Origin of the sequence: Bacteroides sp. BFG-606, assembly GCF_024788145.1 — a bacterium.
Classification (GTDB): Bacteria; Bacteroidota; Bacteroidia; order Bacteroidales; family Bacteroidaceae; genus Bacteroides; species Bacteroides vicugnae.
On the sequence record NZ_JANUIL010000001.1, the window covers coordinates 1,067,724 to 1,091,490 of the forward strand.

Here is a 23,767-nt window from a genome sequence, read left to right on the forward strand (position 1 = left end):
TCTATTCATTGCCTAAAAAAATACCTGCATTCCATTGTAAGGGTAGCCATTCCCATATCAATGCGTGTGGCATATGTACTTTGCCATGTCCGAAGATGTAACTTCAGACATGGCAAAGTACATACGAAAATCAATAAAATTACTATCTCGATTACATTACATATAAATTTATTCTTTTAGTTAGGTAGCGGCACTATTGGTCTGCGACCGTAATTTAACTTCAGACCTCTTTGATAAGCTTCGGGACCATGAAGGTTGTTGATATCCATTTCACCCAAGTTTACGAGGATCCCCCGTGCCATGAGACCGGCATCTTCGTTTTCAAGGCGTGGCAAGGTTTCCGCAGCTTCTTTTAGATCCGGCAGGAAAGGACGGATACAATCGCGCATGTTAGGATCTAATGACAGGCATTCCAGTGATGAATAAGCTATTTTTCTGTCTTTTTCCAAAACGGGAGTAATCAGGCGTGAAACACCTTCTTCGGCTTTGCCCAGATAGGCAACGGCATAGGCAGCCTCAGAAGCGATGTAAGGATTGTCATCTTGGAGGAGCGCCAATAAGGTTTCCGGACAAGTCCCAATTTGTTTTTCTCTAGCAAGTTTGGCATATCCCACTACTCCCCAGAACCGCATTTCCGGCAGAGAGCTTGCTATTGCTTTCTCCAATAAAGGAAGGGAAGCGGCAGTTGCCGTTCCAGCTGTCTCGACAAGGACATACAAGTCATCCAACGGATATTTCTCTTTCCGTACTTTATCATAAAGTATATGTCCGATACGTGAGGTAGGAAGGAAAAATCCCAAGTCACAGGTAGTGCGGATATGGTCAGACAGTGCTTGGCGCATTTTAGTGAGAATTGCTGCATATTCGGGCACATCGGACAAATCATGTAATTCACCCGCGTCTTTTTCAAGATCAAACAACATTTCTGCCGGATGGGCTTCAAAAGCCTGCCCCCAATCGGGGTTGGTATTGTGTCCTCCCAACACCAGCTTGTCCCAGGCTTTATTGGATGGCATCCCCCATTGGTAATAATTGCGTAAGGCAAACTGGCGGTAGGGGATATAGCTGCGGATGTACTTGAATCGTCCGTCAGTAACGGCACGTACCGGCATGAAATGATGTAGCTGGTTGGCTGCCAACGCAAATTGCATTTCACGTTTTTCTTTATTTGCAAACTTGCCGTAAAGTGCTTTGCCCTGCATCTGTTTGGGTGGTTTTATCCCTGCAAGACTAAGTACAGTAGGTCCCAAATCCGTGAAGTTGACCAAACTGTACTCTTTGCCTGGAGCCTGATTCGCCAGATGTTGCCATTTGGGTGGAAAGTAGGCTATCAAAGGTACTCTTAGACCGCTTTCGTACAAATATCCTTTACCACGGGGTACGCAACCGCCATGATCACTGAAGAAGAAGATAATCGTATTTTCATCCAATCCTCTTTCTTGCAAATCTTTCAGGAAGAGGCCCAGCCAAATATCTACGTCTTGTACTGCTTCCAGATGACCGGCATAATCGGAACGTACTTCCGGCAAATCGGGAACATAGGAGGGCAATGAAAGTAATGTCGGGTAGATACCTTCCTGCGTGTAGTCTCTTCGTCCGTCGGTGTGGAAAGTACGAATGCGTCCCATATGTGAAGTTACCGTATTGAACACGGCGAAGAAAGGTTGATCTTTTCCCCGTTTTGAACTGTTGTAGGAAGCCTTGTTGTTGCACTCGTCCCAACATATTTTATTGTCGGTGGTGGAATTATAATGTGTCTTGCTGTTGTTCGTACAATAATATCCGGCTTCACGCAATTTCTGGGGAAAGAAGATGTCGGCGGGTGTATCATAGGGTACGGGATGGATATCCATTCCGTAGGTACTCGAGTAGCATCCGGTGATAAGTGAAGAACGGGCCGCCGAACTTTGGGGAGCTACAGACCATGCGTTCATGAACTGTATGCCGCGGGAAGCAAGACTATCCGCATTGGGGGTATGTACCCCTTTGTTGCCATAGCAACCGAATTCGTATGCACTGGTATCTTCAAAGGTGAGCCAAAGAATATTTGGCCTCTCGTTTTTTTGTCTGCTGCCTCTGTAGGTGCGGAATACAATCCGTAGAAGGCGGTACACATTAATAAAGGTAAGTGTCTCATAAAATGTTAAGTATATTTGTTTCTTTCTGCTAAAATAGCCCGTTTGTGTCTAACGGAGATTTTCTTATGTTCAAAAGTGTGTTAATATTGTCTCGGCAAATAATTTTTCAACAAAATTAATATCGATTCAACAATATTGCAAGACGCTTAAACATCTATTCATATGATATTGGATAAAAAAAGATAAGAGACCGAGGATAAAATTTTAATTTTAAATATTGAAATCTAACGCAAAAGATATGAGAAACATGTTTTTTATAATGATACTATTTTATGTATCATTTTTGTCAGGACAAGCACGAAATGTGAATGGAAATTCTTTTGATAATTCACTACGCTGTGAAGCAGATAAGCTGTTGACGAAATGGATGGACACCTTTTTGACCTATCAGTGCATCCATCCTGATTCCGCACTTGACGGAGGCGTCTTGTGCCCTGCATGTGCCCGCATGCACGGGCGAATAGGAGATGCCGTACTTCCTTTAATGTATCTGGCGGAAAAGACTGGCAACCACAAATATCTGCTCGGAGCCAAGCGCCTAATGGCGTGGATGGAGAATGTGCACCGTCCAGATGGTTCATGGATGAATGATGTACATATTTCGGACTGGAACGGTACTACGGTATTTGCGTCTATTGCCCTCTACGAGGCCTTACATTATCATGGGCACTTACTGGATGACTCGACCCGTAACCATTGGAAGCAACAATTATTGAATGCCGGTGAGTTTATAATGGACAATCCTTTTATTTATAGCCGCAAGCGGAAAGGTATGCGGAATATGAACGTCAATTATTCAGCTTCTGCAACCTATGCCTTGTACGCTATCGGTGAACTGTGTAACCGCCCTGATTTCAAGATGGAAGCCCGAGAGATAGCTGCCGGACTGAAAAGCTATTTCACGGGGAATAATTGCTTCCTATATGGTGAAGGACCGAATATCAGTTCTGAAACTAGCAACGGCTGTCGTCCGGTCGATTTACTTTATAATATAGAAGAATCCCTGCCCAATATGGCATATTATGCAGTGATGGCGAATGATACGGAATTATTGTCACTCGTAGAACGTTCCATGAATACCCATCTGGAATTTATGTTGCCCGACGGTGCTTGGGATAACAGTTGGGGCACACGCAGTTTTAAGTGGACATACTGGGGTGGACGTACCAGTGACGGATTTATGGGAGGCTATTATCTGATGGCTGCCCGTCATCCGGAATATTTGGAGGCCATTCACCGCAATATCCGTTTGCTGGATGAGGCGACTCATGGCGGTCTTCTTTATGGAGGAATGCATTATCTCGCATCCGGTATTCCTCCCTGTATTCATCATACATTTGGACACGCCAAAGCATTAGCATCTTTCTTGGAACTGCCTCCTGTGAAGATAAATTCCTCGGGTAGCCTTCCCCGGGATGCTGTTTATGGCATGAAGTATTTTAAAGATATTCGTACTTGGCTTCTGTCCCAAGGAGCTTGGCGTGCCACATTTACCGGATATGATGCTGAATATAAGGTAAAAGGGACTCATCCTATGGGAGGTGCCCTCTCTTTGCTGTGGCATGCGCAAGCAGGGCCTGTTTTTGCTGCAACTATGAATCAATATAAACTGATTGAAGCTCCTAATATGCAGAGCAATACCCGTAAATATCTGATGGGAGGTACTCCCCGAGTTGAATTAATTCAAGATGGGGTTGCATATAGTAATCTGGATGATTTGGCCACGGACATCACTTGTTTTACCGGAAACAAAATCTGCCGGTTTGATGTACAGACTCATTTGGTTGATATTAATCAACAGTCTCCGAAACAAGGAGCAGTATCTGTAGTGATGGGTTATGCGTTCTCGGAACAAGGAGTCAGCATAAGTGTGGAGCATTGCAATGAATCGGCTTATCTTATGCTGCCGGTTATCGCATCGCCTGAAGAAAAGGTGGAAATAACTGCCCGTGAAGTTTGTATAAAGAAGAACAAAGGTGTATTGCATATCACCTGCGAATCTGGAAATATACAAGTGGCACCGACCGATGGAGATGGACGAATCTTCAATCCGGTTCCCGGATTTTCTTTTATACCTTTGCAAATAATACCGAAAGGCACTGATAAGAAAATACAGATAAATATCTATTTTTGCTAATATATTTCATCTATTTGCTTCATAATGGATTAGAACTATGAAAACACTGCAATTTTTGTTAGTACTTTTAGGAGGATTGTTTCCCTGTGTGCTGAATGCCGGTGTAACCGAAGATATTTATTTCTCCCATATTGGTCTGAAAGAGGGCTTGTCACACAGTACAGTTTTTGCTATTAATCAGGATAAAGAAGGAAATTTATGGTTTGCTACGTATGATGGTGTAAATAAATATGATGGTTATAATTTTACTGTATATCGTCATCAATATACAAATTCCAGTAGCATTGCCAGTGACATCTCCCACTGCATTGCAGTAGATGATTCAGACCGGATATGGGTTGGTACTCGTGAGGGATTATCTCTCTACAACCATCAAAAGAATGCTTTCTCCAATTATTATTATAAAAAGAATGGCTTGAATGTAGCTGTAACCAATATTGTATCAATTAAAAAAGACTGGTTGATATTGGGAACTGCCGAAGGTATCTTGCTTTTTGATGTAAAGAAGGAATGTTTCCTGAATGATACATTGTCTTCTTCCTTGCATAGATTGCAACCTACTGCCTTGGTACGCCAGGACGATTGCATTTATATAGGTGCCGAAGATGGCGCGTATATTTATACTCTATCAAGCGGTGTTCTGGAGAAGCTGGTGAATATACCTGCCGGTGTGAAAATACATGCTATATTGTGCCAGATGTTTAATAAAATATGGTTGGCAACAGAGGGAGATGGGCTTTATTTATATGACGTGAAATCAAAAGAATGGAAAAATTACCGTCATGCAGATGGTAAATCCGGATTAAACTCAAACTATGTGCGTTCTTTGGCATTGGACACGGAGAATCGTTTATGGGTGGGAACTTATGGAGGATTGAATATCTACAAGGAAGGTACAGATAACTTTTCGTCTATAAAAAGTTCGGAGATTCAGGAAGGAAGTTTGTCACAGAATTCAGTCCGAAGCATTTTCAGAGATTCGCAAGGCGGTATGTGGTTGGGTACATACTGGGGAGGATTGAATTACTATCATCCTTTGTGTAACCGCTTTCAGCGTATCAAGCATGTTCCGTTCTTAAATTCACTTAGTGATAATGTAGTCAGTTGTATTGTTGAGGATAATATGCATAACTTGTGGATCGGTACGAGTAATGGCGGGTTGAATTTCTATGATAATATTTCGCAACAATATAAGAATTATTTATTTAATTTGGGTAATGTGAGTGCACCTTTTAAAGATATTAAAACAGTATATGTGGATGAGGCGCAAGATAAGGTCTATGTAGGAGCACATGCCGGAGGAATGATGGCCTTGCACCGGAAATCCGGTCATGTGGAATATTATAATAGCCAGAACAGCAATTTGCCGAGTAATAATATTTATTCTATAATCTCTGATGGGCACGAGGGACTTTGGGTGGCATCATTGGAGTGTTTATTCCACTTTGATATGGTTAAACACAGCTTCACGATTGTTGATAAAGATAGGAACGGGCATAAATTGCAGCAAGATAACCGTTTGTTGTTTCGGGATTCCAAGAAACGTATATGGGCCGGAGGAAAAATGGGAGTCTCGGTTTTTAATCAGATAGGTACCTCCTTACTCATTAATACAGATTTTCAAATAGTTTCTATACTGAAGCAGGCATTTGTGAATTGTTTCTACGAATCTTCTTCCCAATATATATGGATTGGAACTCGCAACGGTTTATTTGCTTTGAAAGAGGGTGACAAGCAATTTTTGCAATATACAACAGCAAACGGTTTGCCGAGCAATGTTATTTACGGTATCCTGGAAGATGCCTACGGTCGTTTATGGATAAGTACGAATCAGGGATTGAGTTGCTTGAATCTGGAAAGTGGAAAATTCCGTAATTTTACGATTATGGACGGATTACAAGGTAATCAGTTTAATGCAGGAGCTTACTGCAGAAAAGACGATGGTTATATGCTGTTTGGAGGAGTCAACGGCATTACTTTATTCCGTCCTGAAACATTGATCGATAATCCTTATACCCCTAAACCCGTAATCAATAAATTATTTGTCTATAATAAGGAGGTACTGCCGGATGATGAAACCGGTATTTTGAAAAAGAACATTGCGTACGTTGACCATATAACTTTGTCGTCATCCCAGAATTCATTTTCCATTTCGTTTGTCGTCTCCAATTATATAGCAGGTAAGCATAATACTTTTGCTTATAAATTAGAAGGGTATAATGATGTATGGTATAAGCAAAATGATATCAGTCTCGTTTCTTACTCCAATTTACCGGCAGGAGACTATACTTTCTGCATAAAAGCGGCGAACAATGATGGAAAATGGAATGAGGATCCCACTATGCTTCACATCCGCATACTGCCGGTTTGGTATTGTACTTGGTGGGCACTTACTTTATTTATTCTGTCGTTTGCCTTGCTGGTATTCGGTAGTGTACGGTTCTTTTGGCTGCGCAAAAATATGCAAGCTGAAATACGCATGGAAAGACTCGATAAGGAAAAACGGGAAGAAATCAACCAAATGAAAATCCGTTTTTATGTAAATATCTCACATGAATTACGAACCCCGTTGACCTTGATTGTTGCGCCATTACAGGAATTACTCAACCATATCAACGGGCATTGGGAACATGAGCTATTGTCCTATGTCCAGCGGAACGCCAACCGTCTACTGCACTTGGTTAATCAATTGATGGATTTCAGACGTGCAGAATTAGGAATCTTTGAACTCAGAGCTGTGTATTCCAATGCTTCTAAACGGGTACTAAACTGCTTTATGAATTATGAAAGTCTGTCTAAAAGAAAAGATATAGACTATAATTTCTATACAGAACTACAAGTTGAAAATGTGCTTTTCGACGAAAACTATTTGGATCTGATTGCAAATAACTTGCTTTCGAATGCCTTTAAATACACCAAAGTCGGCGGAAGCATAACCGTGAAACTCTATAAGGAAGATAACAACCTTGTATTACAAGTAGCCGATACTGGTATTGGCATTCCGCTCGAGAAACAGGAGAAGATTTTTGAACGTTTCTATCAGGTGGAGAATGGTTGTGAAGGAAGCGGTATCGGACTTTCTTTAATTCAGCGCTTAGTTGAACTGCATCATGGGCGGATTGTTCTTCAGAGTGAAGTAGGCAAAGGGTCCATTTTTACAATTTATCTGCCGCAGGATAAATCTGTATATACCCGGGAGGAACTGTCTGGCAGAAGTGGGGACGCAGGAGATCAACGTGTATATTCCACCAATGCAAATGACATCTATATTAGTGATGATGAGAAGTTGGAAAAGGAAGAAAATACAGATGATGAAGGCGGTAAACGCGGCACCATCCTAGTGGTAGAAGATAATAGGGAGCTGAGACAATACATAGTAAACAGTCTGTCTGCTTTCTTCAATCTCTTGGAAGCGGAGAACGGGCAAAAGGCATTGTATATATTGAAAGACCAGGAAGTCGATTTGATTATTACAGATGTCATGATGCCTGTAATGGACGGTGTGAAATTATGCAAGTTAGTGAAACAGAATTTACGTACCTGCCATATTCCGGTTTATATGTTATCAGCCAAAGTGGATGTCAAGTACCAGTTGGAAGGCTTGCAGGTAGGAGCTGACGATTATATCGCCAAACCATTCTCTATGGAAGTGTTGAAGGTTAAGATACTGAATATGCTACGCACACGTTACCGCATTTTCGAGCGGTATTCCAAGATGATGGAAATTGAACCGGAAAAACTTGCGAATAATACAATGGACGAGGAACTGTTGCGAAAGGCCATTGCTGTCATTGAGAAGAACATGGATAATGTAGAATTCTCTACGGAACAGTTTGCACGTGAAATGAATATGAGCCGTTCAAATCTTCATCTCAAATTAAAAGCGATAACAGGAAAATCTGCCATTGATTTTATTCACAAGATACGGTTCAACCATGCATGCCAATTATTGAAAGAAGGAAAATATACTGTTTCCGAAATCAGCTTTATGGTAGGGTATAATACACCTTCTTATTTTGCAGCACGCTTCAAAAAATATATCGGATGCTTGCCGACAGAGTATGTAAAGAAATGATATTTATTACTTATGAAAGTACACCTTATTTTAGTTTTGACAGCAGTTTTAGTTCTATCGGTTTCGTGCAGTCAATCGGCTTCATATCAGTTGTCAGTATCTAAGAGTGATAGTATTCGGAGTGGAGACAAACTTATAGAGCTTTTCACCTTGGTAAATGGAAACGGAATGTCTGTTAAGGTGACGAATTACGCCGCTTCTCTGACTGATATTTCCGTTCCCGACAGGCAAGGAAACTTTGAACATGTAGTTCTGGGGTTTGATAGTTTGAAATATTATTTAGGAAAACATCCTAAATTAGGTGCTACGGTGGGAAGGTTTGCCAACAGAATCAAAAATGCCGAATTCAAATTGAACGGGCAGACATATCATCTGGAAAAAAACAATAAAGGCCATTCCATCCATGGAGGGGCAAAAGGATTCAATAACCGGATTTTTGAAACGGACACATTCTATACAGTAAAAGATACGGCCATCGTAATTTTTAAATATAGAAGTGCGCACCTGGAAGGGGGATTTCCCGGAAATCTGAATCTTTCAGTAGCTTATAAACTTACTAATCAGAATGAGATTATCTTGGAATATACAGCTACTACAGATCAGCCTACGGTAATCAATCTTACGAACCATAGCTATTTCAACCTGACAGGCTGTAAAGAACCGGTGTTGGACCATATTTATAGGATTAATGCAGATTCCATAACTCCGGTCGATTCTACAGGCATTCCTACCGGAGAGATACTGGCCGTAGCAGGAACTGTATATGATTACACTACTCCACAACGGGCAGAAAAACGAATACGGAAAATGGGGAAAGGATATGATGTCAACTATAAACTGAATAGGTATTCAGATTCTTTGGAATTGGCGGCTATTGTGGTAGAACCCATATCCGGCAGAGTTCTGAAAGCATACACCACTGAACCAGGTATGCAGTTTTATATTCCGAATTCGAACATGGATTATCTTGCCGGACATGACGACAAGAAGTATGGCCGGTATTATGGCTTTTGCCTTGAGATGCAGCATTTTCCAGATGCTCCTAACAATCCTCAATTTCCAACTACAAGCTTGTTTCCGGGAGAAATATACCGCCAAATGACTATTTATAAATTTGAAACTATATCAGAATAATATATTTAATCAACTAAAACTTATTAATTATGAAAATGAAAGTATGGAAGAAATGCATGTTTATAATTGGAGTGCCTCTTTTGGTGATAACGAGTTTATGTGCCAATAACAAAATTCCCGACAATTCTGTAAAGAAAACAAGAAGTGGCACTTTTATTTATGAAAAGGACAAAGCATGGGAACCCGCTGGTGAAGGCGTGACCAGGCAAATCATGGGTTACGACGGGCAACTGATGCTGGTTAAAGTTAAGTTTGAGAAAGGGGCCATAGGAACTCCCCATACCCACTATCATACGCAAACGACTTATGTAGCAACTGGTAAATTCGAATTTACGGTAGGTGATGAAAAGAAAATTGTGGAAGCAGGAGACGGTATTTATATTGAACCAGACATCTTACATGGCTGCATTTGTCTGGAACCTGGAGTTTTGATTGATTGTTTTGCTCCGATGCGGGCGGATTTTCTGAAATAAGTACTGAAAAACAACCTAAAGGGCGTGTAATCAGATACATAAATTTACTATTTGATTAAAACAACACCCTGTGTTTTAGGTATCTATAAGGCTGTTTTTGCACAAAACTATTACATGGTGAACAATATTGATATGAAAAAAGTGGAAAAATGGGGAGATTAAAAACAATACTTTTACCCTTTTTTTAGCACTTGTCGTATGTTTGTTATCGAAAAATTCTAAAGTTAAACCTTAGATTTATTTATGTATGTACAAATTAAAAGAATTATTTTTAATGTTTGTCCTCGCTTTTGTTAGTATGGCTGCATACGCACAAAGTCTGACAATAACCGGTAAGGTGGTTGATAGCGAAGGATATGAACTGATTGGAAGTAGTGTTACTATTAAAGGTGCTGTCGGGGTTGGAACAGTTACCGATATAAATGGTAACTATACTTTAAAAGTAAAAGATGCATCTAAAGATGTGCTGATTTTTTCTTATGTGGGGATGACTTCACAGGAAGTGAAGGTCAATAATCAAAGTGTAATTAACGTAACTTTAAAGGCTGATGCTGTGATGCTGGACGAAGTTGTTGCTATTGGTTATGCTACTGTAAAACGTAAGGATTTAACCGGTTCGGTAGCTTCAGTAGGCGGACAAGAACTTTCTAAAATTCCAGTTAGTGATGTAACACAAGCTTTGAGCGGACGTATGGCTGGTGTGATGGTACAACAAAGTGAGGGGGCTCCAGGTTCTACTGTTTCCATACGCGTACGTGGAGGAATTTCAATTACCCAGAGTAATGAACCACTTTATGTTATCGATGGATTTCCCAGCGAAGATGGTATGGCTAGCCTAGATCCTGCTGAAATAGAAACGATTGACGTACTGAAGGATGCTTCCGCCACAGCTATTTACGGTGCACGTGGTGCCAATGGTGTTGTAGTGATTTCCACCAAGAATGGTAGTAAATCCCACGGCAAAGCAACAGTCACTTTTGATAGTTATGTAGGCTTCAAGACTTTGGCCAAAAAGCTCGATGTACTTTCTCCTTACGAGTTTGTACGACTGGATTACGAACGCACCTTGTGGAGAATGAGTACAGGTGATGCTGGTGCTGACGGTATGACATCATGGGAGAAAAGATATGGTAAATATAGTGATATCGAAGCCAACTATGCCAATCGTCCCGGAATTAACTGGCAAGATGAAGCACTGGGACGTACAGCTTTAACACAGAACTATCGTGTTGCAGTCTCCGGAAAGACTGAAAAGATGAATTATAGTTTGGCTTATTCGTTCTATAATGAAGAAGGAGCTATGGTGTATAGTGGTACTAAGAAACACAATATCTCTTTTAACATGAATCATGAAGTTAACAAATGGCTCACGGTAAATTCTCGCATCAGTTATGACCAGAGACGTGTAGAAGGCATGGGAACTTCAGGAGATAGCGACCGTTTCAATAAGATGCAACATATCCTACAATACCGCCCCACAATCGGTATTCAAGGAACTGATGCAGAACTTCTGGCAGGTGAAGACCCCATTTTAGCTGATGACAGTGGTAATGTAATGCAGAATCCTCTAATTTCTGCTGCCGAAGAAATTAATGATAGAGAGTGGCGTACTTTCCAAGCCAATGGAGGTGCTACGATTAAATTGCTAAAAGGATTGTCGTTTCGCAGTACAGTAGGTATGCTCTATCAAACTCGTCGTAATGATGTGTTCTATGGTGCAGAATCGCAAACAGCTAAGCGTTCCAGTATCAAAGGTACTATTACGAATCTCGAAAATAATAGTTTTCAGACTTCCAATGTTTTGACTTATGCTTGGAATAACAAGATACATGATATCACTGCAATGGTTGGCCACGAGTTTATAAGCAAATGGGCACGTTCGTTCTCAGCAGGTGCTACTCAATTTCCGAATGACGAAATCGGACTGGGCGACCTTTCATTAGGAACACCAAGTACTCCTACTTCTTCTGAGAATTATGATGATAAGCTGCTTTCTTTCTTTGCTCGCGTAAACTACAGCTTGTTGGACAAGTACCTGTTTACAGCTTCAGTACGTGCCGATGGTTCTTCAAAATTCGGAAAGAACAATAAATGGGGATATTTCCCGGCATTTTCTGCTGCATGGCGTTTGAGTGAAGAAAAATTCATCAAGAATTTGAATGTCTTCTCTGATTTGAAACTCCGTGTCGGTTATGGCTTGGCAGGTAATAACCGAATCGACAGTTATCAGAGTCTGGCAATCATGAGTTCTGTTACAGCTGCTAATGGCAACGGCGCACAGGCTGGTTATGCTTCCAATCAAGTTCCTAACCCCGATTTGAAATGGGAGGCTAACAAGACGTTCAATTTAGGTATGGATTTTGGTTTCTTGAATCAACGTGTCACTTTCTCTCCGGAATTCTACATCAACCGAAGTAGTAATTTGTTGTTGGCGGCCAAATTGCCTTACTCATCTGGTTATCAGAATATGATTATTAATGCAGGCGAAACTCAAAATATCGGTATCGACTTGACTATTAATACAGTGAACTTCACCAACAAGAATTTCTCATGGAATACGACTGTTACATTATCTCATAATAAGAACAAAGTCAACAAGCTGACAGGTGAAGACGTACAGTTGTATTTGGCAAGCTTTGGTTATTCTGGTGCCGGTGCGTCCCATCAAATTGCAGTTGGACAACCCTTAGGACAGTTCTATGGCTATGTTACAGATGGTCTGTATCAGGTAAGCGATTTCGATTATGATGCAACGACTAATACTTATACCTTGAAGGATGGGGTTCCTTATCATGGAGACAAAAAACAAATTCAACCGGGTTATTGGAAATTTAAGAATGTGGATGGTAGTGAGGATAATTTGATTACGGAAAATGACAAGACTGTTATCGGTAATGCATTCCCTGATTTCTATGGTGGTATTAACAATACCTTTACTTGGAAAGATTTTGATTTGAGCATTTTTTTGACCTATAGCTACGGAGCAGAAGTACTTAATGCCACGAAACTGACTAATACAAAAACAGCTTTGACCAATAAGAACGTGTTGGCAATAGCCAATGAAGCTAACCGTTGGGTAACCGTAAACAGCAATGGAGAATTGATTAAGAATCCGGAAGAACTGGCGGCTGTAAATAGGGGAAAAAGCGTTGCTGTATTTGGTGACAACGGTTCGAACAATACATACATTCATTCGTGGGCTGTGGAAGATGCTTCCTATCTGAAACTTAGTAATATAACCATCGGATATTCATTCCCTAAAAGAATGATTAATAAGCTTGGTTTAAGCAAATTACGTATATACGCCACTGGAAACAACTTGCTGACATGGACACCTTATACAGGTTTTGATCCAGAGGTTTCTACAATGAGCGATGCTCTGACTCCGGGCGTTGATTTCGGTGCTTATCCCAGAAGTCGGTCTTTCGTATTTGGTGTTAATGTAGCATTTTAATTAGGATAAAAAAAGGGAATACAATGAAAAATAAAATGATATATGCGCTTGGCGCACTGATGGTGATAGGATTTGGTTCCTGTGATTTAACGGAAAAGCCTACTTCATATTATGAGAAAGATACTTATTTCGTGACAGAAGACAAGGCCCGAATGGCAGTTGTAGGAATCTATGACTGTTTGGAGACCGGTGAATATTACGGCCAATACATTATGCCTTTCTTCGGTTCGGATGATATGTTTATGGTAAGAGGGGTTGGTGGAGATGGAACTCGCCGTGATTTGTCTCACTATATGTATACTTCTTCGAATACATGGATTGCTTCCGTTTGGGAGTTTGCCTATCAAGGTCTTGACCGTGCCAATCTAGCAATTGCTAGTATTGAGCAGATGGAAGGATATGAAGGGAATACAGCTTTACAGGAATTAGTTGGACAGGCCAAATTTCTTCGGGCATTCTTGGCCTTCGATTTGGTAAGATTCTTTGGGGATGTGCCATTTAGCGTAGATTATACAAGCGGCTATGAACAGACTTCCAAACCTCGCATGGATCGTGAATTGATATACGATCAGATAATTGACGATTTAAACTTTGCAAAGGAACATTTGTATGTAGGAAGTGCAGTTGCTTCTTCTGAAATTCCATGTAAGGGGGCGGCTCGTGCATTATTGATGAGGGTGTATTTGCAACGGGCCGGCTATAGCCTAAGCAGCACTACCGGAAAGTTGACCCGTCCGGATGATACTACCCGCAAGAGCTATTTTGAAGCTGTGATTAGGGAATGGGAGACATTCAAGGCAGAAGGTTATCATAATTTCTATGGTGGCGGTTACGAGCAACTCTTCAAAAACTATTCTCAATTGATTCTGAATAATCAGGAAAGTTTGTGGGAGATTGCTTTTGAACCCAATCAAGGACAAACAGACAATTCTGGAATGTGGGCTACTTACAATGGCCCGATAGTAGATGCTCCGGGTAGTTATTCTGGCACGAGTTCATACATGGGACGCGCCAATGCTTTCTTTACGGTATTACCCTACTGGAAATCATTCTATGAATCGAATGCGGATGGTAGTCAAAAGGATGTACGTCGGGATGTAAATTTCGTGGATTATGCGTATGTATGGAATGCTACTACCGAAACTCAGGATAAGTCATATACGGCCAGTTCTATAGCCAAGAGTTTATATCGTTATCCGGGTAAATGGCGCAGAGAATGGATGGCTTTGGGTTTTGTGGATCCCAACCATACTGGTGTGAACTATTGTCCTTTGCGTTATGCAGATGTTGTATTAATGGCTGCAGAGGCTTATAATGAGACTAACAATACAACAGAAGCCTGGAAGCTACTGAACGATGTACGCCAGCGTGCAGAGGCTACTCCTATTACGAGTGCCAACTATGCAAGTCTGATGAAAGCTCCTAAGGTGTATAATTTGGATTTTATTGATGATAGTGACGATGCTGGGAAATTTCGTACAGCTTTGTATTGGGAACGTGGTTTTGAACTTTGTTACGAGGGACAACGCAAGTATGACTTTCTTCGGTGGGGATGTCTGGGTGATGCTTTGAGAGCTGCACAAGCTTACATAGAATCCTGGTATCCAGATGCTAATGAATACATTAATGCAAGTACACTACAAAGTTGGGATCCTGTTTCATGGGCATCAAGCAATTATGTGGCTGGACATAACTTTGTGGATGGCAAACATGAATTGTATCCCATTCCGTTAGCTGAGATACAGTCGAATGCAGCTTTGAATGGACAGAACAATCCGGGATTTGAATAAAAACCCTCCGTAGAGTATTTCACAGGTAATAAAAAGAATATTATTCTGTCATAAAACAGACGTAATAATCTTTTTATTACCTGTGAAACTTCTTTCCATAGAATCGTGTAATGAGTTTTTGATTTGTAGGCAATTTTGCATATAGAAACAGTTATTTATAAGACATATTTTTATGAAGAATATTTTATTGTTGGGATATGTAGTTGTTACGTTATTGGAATGTTCTAGTTGTGCGTCTCCTCAGCCCGAAGAAGACTATGGTTGGCTAAAGAGTGCAATAGATACATCTGTCAGGCAATTGGAAGAAACTGTAGCTGATATAGGTGATTCTGTTTTATTGCCTCGTTCCATCTGGACTGGTTATGATATAGATTTCCTATGCAGTCAACTGCAACAGAATCCTATGACCTTTAAGGACTCCTTACGGGTAAAACCCGTGACAGAAGTATTGGGTACTCGTCGTTATTGCACTTCTATCTATGACTGGACAAGCGGATTCTTTCCCGGCAACCTGTGGCTAATCTACCAAATAACAGGCAAAGAAAATCTGAAGGACGCTGCCATACATTTTACAAATTTTCTCTATCCAGTAAGGAAATATAAAGGTACGCATGATATCGGATTCATGATGAATTGCAGCTACGGCAATGCCTATCGTTTGGCTCCTGCAGACAGTGTACGTCAGGCATTGATACAAACCGCTGATAATCTGTGCGGACGTTTTGATTCCAAGATAGGATGTATTCGTTCGTGGGACTTCGGACGGTGGAATTTCCCCGTTATCATAGACAACATGATGAATTTGGACCTTTTGTTTTATGTATATCGACTTACTGGTAATCCGCAATACAAAGAGATTGCTCTACAACATGCTCGCGTAACACAACAACATCAGTTTCGGGAAGACTATTCCTCTTATCATGTGGTGAGCTATAATGACGATCGGAGTGTAGAAGAGAAATGTACTCACCAAGGAAAGAATGACGATTCAGCTTGGGCACGCGGACAAGCTTGGGGTGTATATGGATACACATCCTGCTATCGCGAATCGAAAAATACGCTCTTCCTGCAACAAGCTAAAAACATTGCAGCAATGATAATGGACCGTGTGAAGACTGAAGACCTCATTCCTTTATGGGATTACGATGCCCCCGATACTCCTGAAACACCCCGTGATGTATCAGCAGCTTCTATTACAGCCTCGGCACTAATAGAACTTAGTACCTTGACGGAAAATGGACAAATATATCTGAATTATGCTGAAAAATTACTTCATTCACTTTCTTCAGATGCGTATTTGGCAAAAGCCGGTACCAACCAAGGATTCCTTCTGATGCATTCAGTAGGCTCACTACCTAATGGTTCGGAGATCGACACCCCACTGAATTATGCCGACTACTACTATCTGGAAGCATTGCTGCGATACATGCAGGTAAAAAGATTAGACTACGAATCGCTTTAATTGAATAGAATATTACTTTTATGAAAAATTTGAAATACATTTTGAGCATTGTTTTATTAACAGTGTCCTTTTACATTCAAGCGCAGCAACTCAAAGAAGAAGCTTTCAGCCTCTTAAATCTGGACTATCAGGGTATGCAGGAGGTTAAAGCCGCCTATGCTGCACAAAATTATGACGAAGCTGCCAAAGCACTGTTGAATTATTACCGGCATCGCACGGGAATCTTCCATCCTGATATTGATTTGAAGAACATTCAAATTTCAAAAGAAGAGCAAAAGTGGGCGGATGACGCTTTGGAACATACATTCTTTGTACATAAAGGATATCAACCTTCTTATAATTATGGCAAAGACATCAACTGGCAATATTGGCCGGTGCAAGACAATGAACTACGTTGGCAACTGCATCGCCATAAATGGTTTACTCCTATGGGAAAAGCCTATCGCCTTTCAGGTGATGAGAAATATGCCAAAGAATGGGCATACCAGTATATGGATTGGATTAAGAAGAATCCTTTGACACAGGTGGAACCGGAAGAATATGAACTGGTCAGTGCCGGTGAAGTAAAAGACAATGCGGAGAATGTACGTTTTGCCTGGCGTCCATTGGAAGTCAGCAACCGTTTGCAAGACCAGACCTTGCAGTTCTTGTTGTTTGTCGATTCACCGTCGTTCACTCCAGAATTTTTGACTGAATTTCTAGTGAATTATCATCGCCATGCACTGCACATTCTGAATAATTATTCCGCTCAGGGTAATCACTTGCTTTTTGAAGCTCAGCGCATGGTGTATGCAGGAGCCTTCTTTCCAGAGTTTAAAGAGGCTGCCTCTTGGAGGGAAAGTGGCATCAGCATTCTGAACCGTGAAATCAAAAAGCAAGTTTATCCGGATGGAGGTCAGTACGAGTTGGACCCTCATTATCATTTGGCAGCAATCAATATCTTTTGTAAAGCTTTGCGCATGGCGGATGTTAACGGTTTCCGTCAGGAATTTCCTGCTGAATATGTGAATACGGTAAAGAGCATGATCGAATTCTACTCAAATATTTGCTTCCCTGATTATAGCAATCCTTGTTTCAGCGATGCCAAACTGGGTAATCGTCCGGCAGAAATTAAAAATTATAAGGAGTGGCTCAATATTTTCCCGGATTGTGAATGGATACGCTATTATGCAACCGAAGGACGTGAAGGCACTCCGTTGCCTAATCTGTCTCATGGCGCTTTGACTTCTGGCTTTTTCACTTTCAGAAACGGGTGGAAACAAGATGCTACAGTAATGGTGGTGAAAGCAGGTCCGAAGGGCGAATGGCACTGTCAGCCCGATAACGGAACTTTTGAACTTTGGTTTAATGGCAAGAATCTGTTTCCCGACAGCGGCTCGTATGTGTATGCCGGAGATGATGAAGTGATGAAGCTTCGCAACTGGTTCCGCCAGACTTGCGTTCATAATACACTGACATTGGATGAAAAGAATCTACAAACCACGCAGTCTGTCACTAAACTTTGGAAACCAGAAGGTAATGAACAGATCCTGGTAACGGAAAATCCGCATTATGACGGGCTGAAACACAGGCGTTCCGTATTTTTTGTTGACCAGACGTATTTTGTCATTGTTGATGAGGCAGTTGGAGATGCCAAAGGAACAGTGAACCTGAACTATCATTTCTGCGAAGGAAATGTCAATGTGGATGAAAAGAATAATATACTGACCACCGCTTTTGACGGACCGAACAATGTGAAGCTGCAATGCTTTGCCGAGAAAAAAAATCTCTACCAGAGAAAAGGAAGGCTGGAGTTCGATTGCTTATCGTCAACGCGTAGCCCGCACTTCCGTATCATTCGATATAGTCAAGGAAAGTCCGGCCCCGGTACGTTACATCACAGTTATTTATCCGGTGAAGGATACAGCTTCTTTCCCCTATATCAAGGCGAAATACCTGAATAAAGAATTCGATGAAAACGGTGTGAAGATAGAAGTATCTGTCAATGGTAAGAAACGCCAATTAGAGTATCATTTATAAGCGGCAGTGGTTATGAATCGACTATCATTTTTATTTTTGCCCCTCACAGCTATTGGAGTATCTGCTTGTAGTTCAGGTAAACTCAAGGAAGAGGTGAAACGGCCCAATATCATTTTTATGATGACGGACGACCATACTACACAAGCTATGTCGTGCTACGGAGGTCGTCTTCTCCAGACTCCCAACATGGATAGAATTGCCAACGAAGGTATCCGCATGGACAATTGTTATGCGGTCAATGCCCTGTCCGGTCCGTCAAGGGCTTGTATCTTAACGGGCAAATTCAGTCATGTCAACGGATTCACGGACAATGCCAGCACTTTTGACGGCAGTCAGCAGACTTTCCCTAAATTATTGCAGTCAGCAGGCTATCAGACTTCAATCGTTGGTAAGTGGCATTTGATTACAGAGCCTCAGGGATTTGATTATTGGTGTATCCTGACAGGACAGCATGAACAAGGGGATTATTATAATCCTGCTTTCAACGAGAATGGAAAGCAAATTGTAGAACAAGGATACACTACTGATATTATAACAGACAAAGCTATCGAGTATCTGGAGAATAGAGATAAGAGCAAGCCTTTTTGTATGATGTATCATCAGAAAGCGCCACACCGCAACTGGATGCCTGCTCCCCGTCATTTGGGTATGTTCAACAATACGACTTTTCCCCAACCGGCCACATTCTTTGATACCTATGAAGGCAGAGGTTCTGCAGCCAAAGAACAGGATATGTCGATTGAGCATACACTTACGAACGATTGGGACTTGAAATTGCTGACTCGCGAAGAAATGCTGAGAGATACGACCAACCGTTTGTATCAGGTTTATAAACGTATGCCTGCCGATGTACAAGACAAGTGGGATTCCGTCTATGCACAACGCATTTCCGAATATCGCAGCGGCAAACTGCAAGGCAAGGAACTTATAAGTTGGAAATACCAACAATATATGCGCGATTATCTAGCAACGGTAGTGGCTGTGGATGAAAACATCGGACGCATACTCAGCTATCTGGAAAAAAAGGGCGAATTGGATAATACAATCATTATCTACACTTCAGACCAAGGTTTTTTCCTGGGTGAGCATGGATGGTTTGATAAACGCTTTATGTATGAAGAATGTCAACGCATGCCGTTGATAATCCGATATCCGAAAGCAATAAAAGCGGGTAGTATTTCGGATGCAATTGCAATGAATGTGGATTTTGCTCCTACCTTGCTGGACTTTGCGGGAGTGGATATACCAGATGATATTCAAGGTAAATCATTGAAACCTATTCTGACCAATGGAAGCAAGACTCCTGCCGATTGGAGAAAGGCGGCTTATTACCATTATTACGAATATCCGGCAGAACACTCGGTAAAGCGGCATTACGGTATTCGCACGGCTGATTTTAAGCTGATTCACTTCTACAATGATGTGGATGAGTGGGAAATGTATGATTTGAAGAACGACCCGAATGAATTAAATAATATATTCGGCAAATTAGAGTATGCTGATAAGCAAACAGAACTAATGTCGTTACTGAAAGAGGTTCAAAAACAATATAAGGATGAAGATCCTGACGAAAAAGAGAATGAACTGTTCAAAGGTGACAGACGGTTCATAAAGAACTGATGCCTTGCAAGCATGAAATATAGTACATTTATAGGGTTTTGAGCCCCTTTTAATCAATAATAAGACAGTCAGTTTGAAAGAGTTGGTTACTTTCAATAAATAAAAATAAGATTCAAAAATGAAAAAGATATTATTAGGTTTACCTGCCTTTTGTCTGTTGATGTCATGTAACAGTTCCGGACAAACAGCCGTTATAAAAGTCGCTGAAAAAACGATGATGCACGAAGTCCGTGCAACTCCTTCACCGTTGAATGACGCACATGTTGCGGTGAATCCGCCGCGTTTTATGTGGCCGGACAAATTTCCGCATTTAGGTTCCGTTTTAGATGGTGTACCGGGGCAAGTGGACGAAAAGCCGAAAGTACTTTACCGGATTCGTATTTCCCAAGACAAAAATTTCCAAAAGGATGTTCTGACGGGAGAACGTGCCTGGGCTTTCTTCAATCCTTTCCAGTGTCTGGCTCCGGGAAAATGGTATTGGCAACATGCTTATGTTACTCCCGAAGGTAATGAAGAGTGGTCGCCGGTTTATCAGTTCTATATAAATAAAGATACACCGGAGTTTAATCCACCTGCTTTAGAGAAAGTATTGGCGGGTTACCCTTCCCATCATCCCCGTGTATTGTTAGATGCCGATGATTGGGAGGAGATCATAGCAAAAAATAAAAATAATCCGGAAGCTCGGGCATATATAGACAAGGCTGTCCGATGCATCTCGCATCCGTTGAAACATCTTTGGGAGGAGATAGATACAACGAATGTAGTTACATTGACCAACCTTGTACAGCGTAAGTCTGCCCTTATACGGGAAAGCCGTAAGATTGTGGATAGGGAAGAAGCTAACGTAGAAGCATTGGTACGTGCCTACCTATTGACGAAAGATAAAAAATATTATCGGGAAGGTATCGACCGATTGAGCGAAATTCTTTCCTGGCAAGAAAGCAAATACTTTGCAGGCGACTTTAATCTATCCACTTTATTATCTATGAGTACATCTACATATGATGGATTCTATGGCTTGCTGTCTCCTGAAGAGAAACAACTGCTATTGGACAACATTCGCAATATTGGCGATAAGTTCTATAATGAATATGTCAATCATCTGGAGAACCGTATCGCCGACAACCATGTATGGCAGATGACTTTCCGTATTCTGACGATGGCGGCATTCGCTACGGTTGGTGAGATACCGGAAGCATCAGTGTGGACAGATTATTGCTATAATGAATGGATTTCCCGCCTTCCCGGTCTGAACAAAGATGGTGCCTGGCATAACGGAGACGCTTATTTCCATGTAAATATACGCACCTTAATAGAAATTCCGGCCTTCTTCTCACGTATTTCAGGCTTCAATTTCTTTGCTGATCCGTGGTATAACAATAATGCATTATATGTCATCTACCAGCAACCTCCTTTCTCCAAATCCGGAGGTCATGGCAATTCGCATGAGGGACAGCATACTCCGAACGGAGGCCGCGTAGGATATGCTGATGCCATAGCGCGTGAATGTAACAACCCGTGGGCGGCAGCCTATGTACACGAAATCATGCAAGAAGACCCCGATATCTTCTCGAAAGCTTTCGAAACCAAACCGGCAGACCTGACGTGGTATCGTTGTATTACTAAAAAGGAAAGACCTGCTTATAGCATGCGCTTGTCGGATTTACCGGCATGCAAAATCTTCAGTCAAACGGGTACTGCTTTGATGCATACCGACATCGGACACCATACTAACAATGCGATGCTTTCTTTCCGAAGCAGTCCTTACGGTTCTACTTCTCATGCCTTAGCGAATCAGAATGCTTTCAACACCTTCTTTGGCGGTAAAGCCATCTTCTATAGCAGCGGACATCGTACCGGGTTTACAGATGACCACTGCATGTATGCCTATCGGAACACTCGTGCCCATAATTCCATATTGGTAAACGGTATGGGACAAAAGATAGGAACAGAAGGTTATGGTTGGATTCCCCGCTATTACGAAGGTGAAGAAATCTCTTACGTTGTAGGTGATGCTTCCAATGCCTATGGCAAAGTCATTTCTCCGTTATGGCTGGAACGCGGACGTTTGTCCGGCACTCGTTTTACTCCAGAAATGGGTTGGGATGAGAATAAACTGGATTTCTTCCGCAGGCACATTGTCCAATTAGGACGTTCGGGACTATTTGTCATTTATGATGAACTGACAGGTAAGGAACCTGTAAAGTGGAATTATTTACTGCATACGGTAGAACTTCCGATGGAAGTGGTTGAAGAAGGGGGTGGACTGCGTATTTTGGGAAAGAATAAGGTAGACGGAGTATCTGTAGCCCATTTGTTTTCTTCACAAAAGATGACTTACGCACAGACAGATACCTTCTTTGTGGCTGCTGTTGATTGGAAAAAACGACTTGGCAAGACACTCCCTAATCATTACCATTTCACAGCAACCACGTCTCCCAGCAATCAGGTCTGTTTTTTGAATGTGATTGATGTACATGGGAATAACCGTGCTGATGCTGTGGTGGATCGTGAAGGAAATCGCATAACTGTAAAAGAATGGGTTATTGAATGTAATTTAGATGGTGGAGAGAAAGCATTTCTCCGTATAGAAAATAAAAAGAAAGGTGTTTCGCTGAACTTTGATTATGATTTGAATAATGGTGCTACGACTATTGTAGATCAAGTCGGTGGTAAGCGTGTGGAAAAGAAACTAGTTGATACCTTACCGGATTTAGAGATATAGAAAGCATTTCTCATATTCTCATTAATTCACATAAACATCAGATAATCAAACAAATATCTTATGAGAAATACTTTTCAATACGGTATTTCTCATAAGATATTCTCTATTTTAGCTTAAATTTCAGCTTATTCTCATAACATTTCAGGGTATTTCTCATAGTCAGCTTACCCTCTCTTCCCTTTTCTTGGTTGAAGATAAGCAGTATTTCCGATTGTATTCACATATATAAATTTAGCAGTTCCTATTGCCAGTCTATTATTTAATGATTTGTCCTCCCGTATTATCCTCAATCCATCCAACCTACTTACCTTTTGTGACAAGTCCCCATTAAACAAACGTTATACAGCTGTTATACTTCCATTATCCCATAACCATTTGTCCATTAACGTGCCGATATCACTAACTTCCCACGGCCGTGGTAGCTTCTTCCCACAGCCATGACGAGATCCTACCACAGCCGTGGGAAGATCTCGTCACGACCGTGACGAATTAAAGATACCGATACTTTAATGTAACTATACCGGTATCCCAACATAACTATACCGGCTACTCTTCCTATAAAGTCCCACTTGATTAATCTTAAAACAAGGCACTTGACAAGAAATCAAGGCTGACAATAAAAGTGCAGATGTTTTACTGTCAGCCTATTATCAGCACCTATTGTCAGGCAGTATAAAATTGATATTCAAGCACTTGAATGTCATCCTGACAGATTGACAATAAAAAGAGTACAAATCGCT

General features: G+C 41.3%; 9 protein-coding genes and 2 pseudogenes. 10 read left to right on the forward strand and 1 reads right to left on the reverse strand.

From position 1 onward, the window contains the following. Positions 1–176: 176 nt before the first annotated feature. Positions 177–2,137, reverse strand: a pseudogene (locus NXV01_RS04050) (sulfatase-like hydrolase/transferase). Between the two features lie 239 nt (positions 2,138–2,376). Here NXV01_RS04050 and NXV01_RS04055 point away from each other — a divergent pair. The 10 genes and pseudogenes from NXV01_RS04055 to NXV01_RS04100 all read left to right on the forward strand — a co-directional run bounded on the left by NXV01_RS04055 (position 2,377) and on the right by NXV01_RS04100 (position 23,027). Continuing rightward, positions 2,377–4,275 (forward strand): hypothetical protein, encoded by a 1,899-nt coding sequence (locus NXV01_RS04055; protein ID WP_195648734.1) that lies wholly within the window; start codon positions 2,377–2,379, stop codon positions 4,273–4,275. Positions 4,276–4,312: 37 nt separating this feature from the next. Next, positions 4,313–8,350 carry a two-component regulator propeller domain-containing protein gene (locus tag NXV01_RS04060; RefSeq protein WP_148367770.1) on the forward strand — a complete coding sequence of 1,346 codons (4,038 nt, stop codon included), beginning with the start codon at positions 4,313–4,315 and terminating at the stop codon, positions 8,348–8,350. A 12-nt stretch (positions 8,351–8,362) separates the two neighbouring features. Next, positions 8,363–9,484, forward strand: a complete 1,122-nt coding sequence (locus NXV01_RS04065) for an aldose epimerase family protein (protein ID WP_148367771.1) — start codon at positions 8,363–8,365, stop codon at positions 9,482–9,484. Between the two features lie 29 nt (positions 9,485–9,513). Beyond that, positions 9,514–9,957 (forward strand): cupin domain-containing protein, encoded by a 444-nt coding sequence (locus NXV01_RS04070; protein WP_148367772.1) that lies wholly within the window; start codon positions 9,514–9,516, stop codon positions 9,955–9,957. Between the two features lie 247 nt (positions 9,958–10,204). Beyond that, a complete protein-coding gene (locus NXV01_RS04075; protein ID WP_148367773.1) occupies positions 10,205–13,411 on the forward strand; it encodes a TonB-dependent receptor in 3,207 nt (1,068 codons plus the stop codon). Positions 13,412–13,434: 23 nt separating this feature from the next. Beyond that, complete coding sequence (locus tag NXV01_RS04080; RefSeq protein ID WP_259021772.1) at positions 13,435–15,201, forward strand: RagB/SusD family nutrient uptake outer membrane protein; 1,767 nt, start codon at positions 13,435–13,437, stop codon at positions 15,199–15,201. 172 nt (positions 15,202–15,373) lie between these two features. Continuing rightward, complete coding sequence (locus tag NXV01_RS04085) at positions 15,374–16,663, forward strand: DUF4995 domain-containing protein (RefSeq protein WP_148367775.1); 1,290 nt, start codon at positions 15,374–15,376, stop codon at positions 16,661–16,663. 20 nt (positions 16,664–16,683) lie between these two features. Further along, a pseudogene (gene hepC, locus NXV01_RS04090) lies at positions 16,684–18,682 on the forward strand (heparin-sulfate lyase HepC). 12 nt (positions 18,683–18,694) lie between these two features. After that, positions 18,695–20,302, forward strand: coding sequence for a sulfatase (locus NXV01_RS04095; RefSeq protein ID WP_148367777.1), 1,608 nt, complete (start codon positions 18,695–18,697; stop codon positions 20,300–20,302). Between the two features lie 118 nt (positions 20,303–20,420). After that, complete coding sequence (locus NXV01_RS04100) at positions 20,421–23,027, forward strand: DUF4962 domain-containing protein (protein WP_195648731.1); 2,607 nt, start codon at positions 20,421–20,423, stop codon at positions 23,025–23,027. Positions 23,028–23,767 lie beyond the last annotated feature (740 nt).

What these genes read in the sequence shown, in the direction of transcription:
- NXV01_RS04075 (WP_148367773.1), top strand. Translation starts at nt 10,205, where the DNA reads ATGTACAAATTAAAAGAATTATTTTTAATGTTTGTCCTCGCTTTTGTT.
- NXV01_RS04070 (WP_148367772.1), top strand. Translation starts at nt 9,514, where the DNA reads ATGAAAATGAAAGTATGGAAGAAATGCATGTTTATAATTGGAGTGCCT.
- NXV01_RS04065 (WP_148367771.1), top strand. Translation starts at nt 8,363, where the DNA reads ATGAAAGTACACCTTATTTTAGTTTTGACAGCAGTTTTAGTTCTATCG.
- NXV01_RS04060 (WP_148367770.1), top strand. Translation starts at nt 4,313, where the DNA reads ATGAAAACACTGCAATTTTTGTTAGTACTTTTAGGAGGATTGTTTCCC.
- NXV01_RS04085 (WP_148367775.1), top strand. Translation starts at nt 15,374, where the DNA reads ATGAAGAATATTTTATTGTTGGGATATGTAGTTGTTACGTTATTGGAA.
- NXV01_RS04095 (WP_148367777.1), top strand. Translation starts at nt 18,695, where the DNA reads ATGAATCGACTATCATTTTTATTTTTGCCCCTCACAGCTATTGGAGTA.
- NXV01_RS04055 (WP_195648734.1), top strand. Translation starts at nt 2,377, where the DNA reads ATGAGAAACATGTTTTTTATAATGATACTATTTTATGTATCATTTTTG.
- NXV01_RS04100 (WP_195648731.1), top strand. Translation starts at nt 20,421, where the DNA reads ATGAAAAAGATATTATTAGGTTTACCTGCCTTTTGTCTGTTGATGTCA.
- NXV01_RS04080 (WP_259021772.1), top strand. Translation starts at nt 13,435, where the DNA reads ATGAAAAATAAAATGATATATGCGCTTGGCGCACTGATGGTGATAGGA.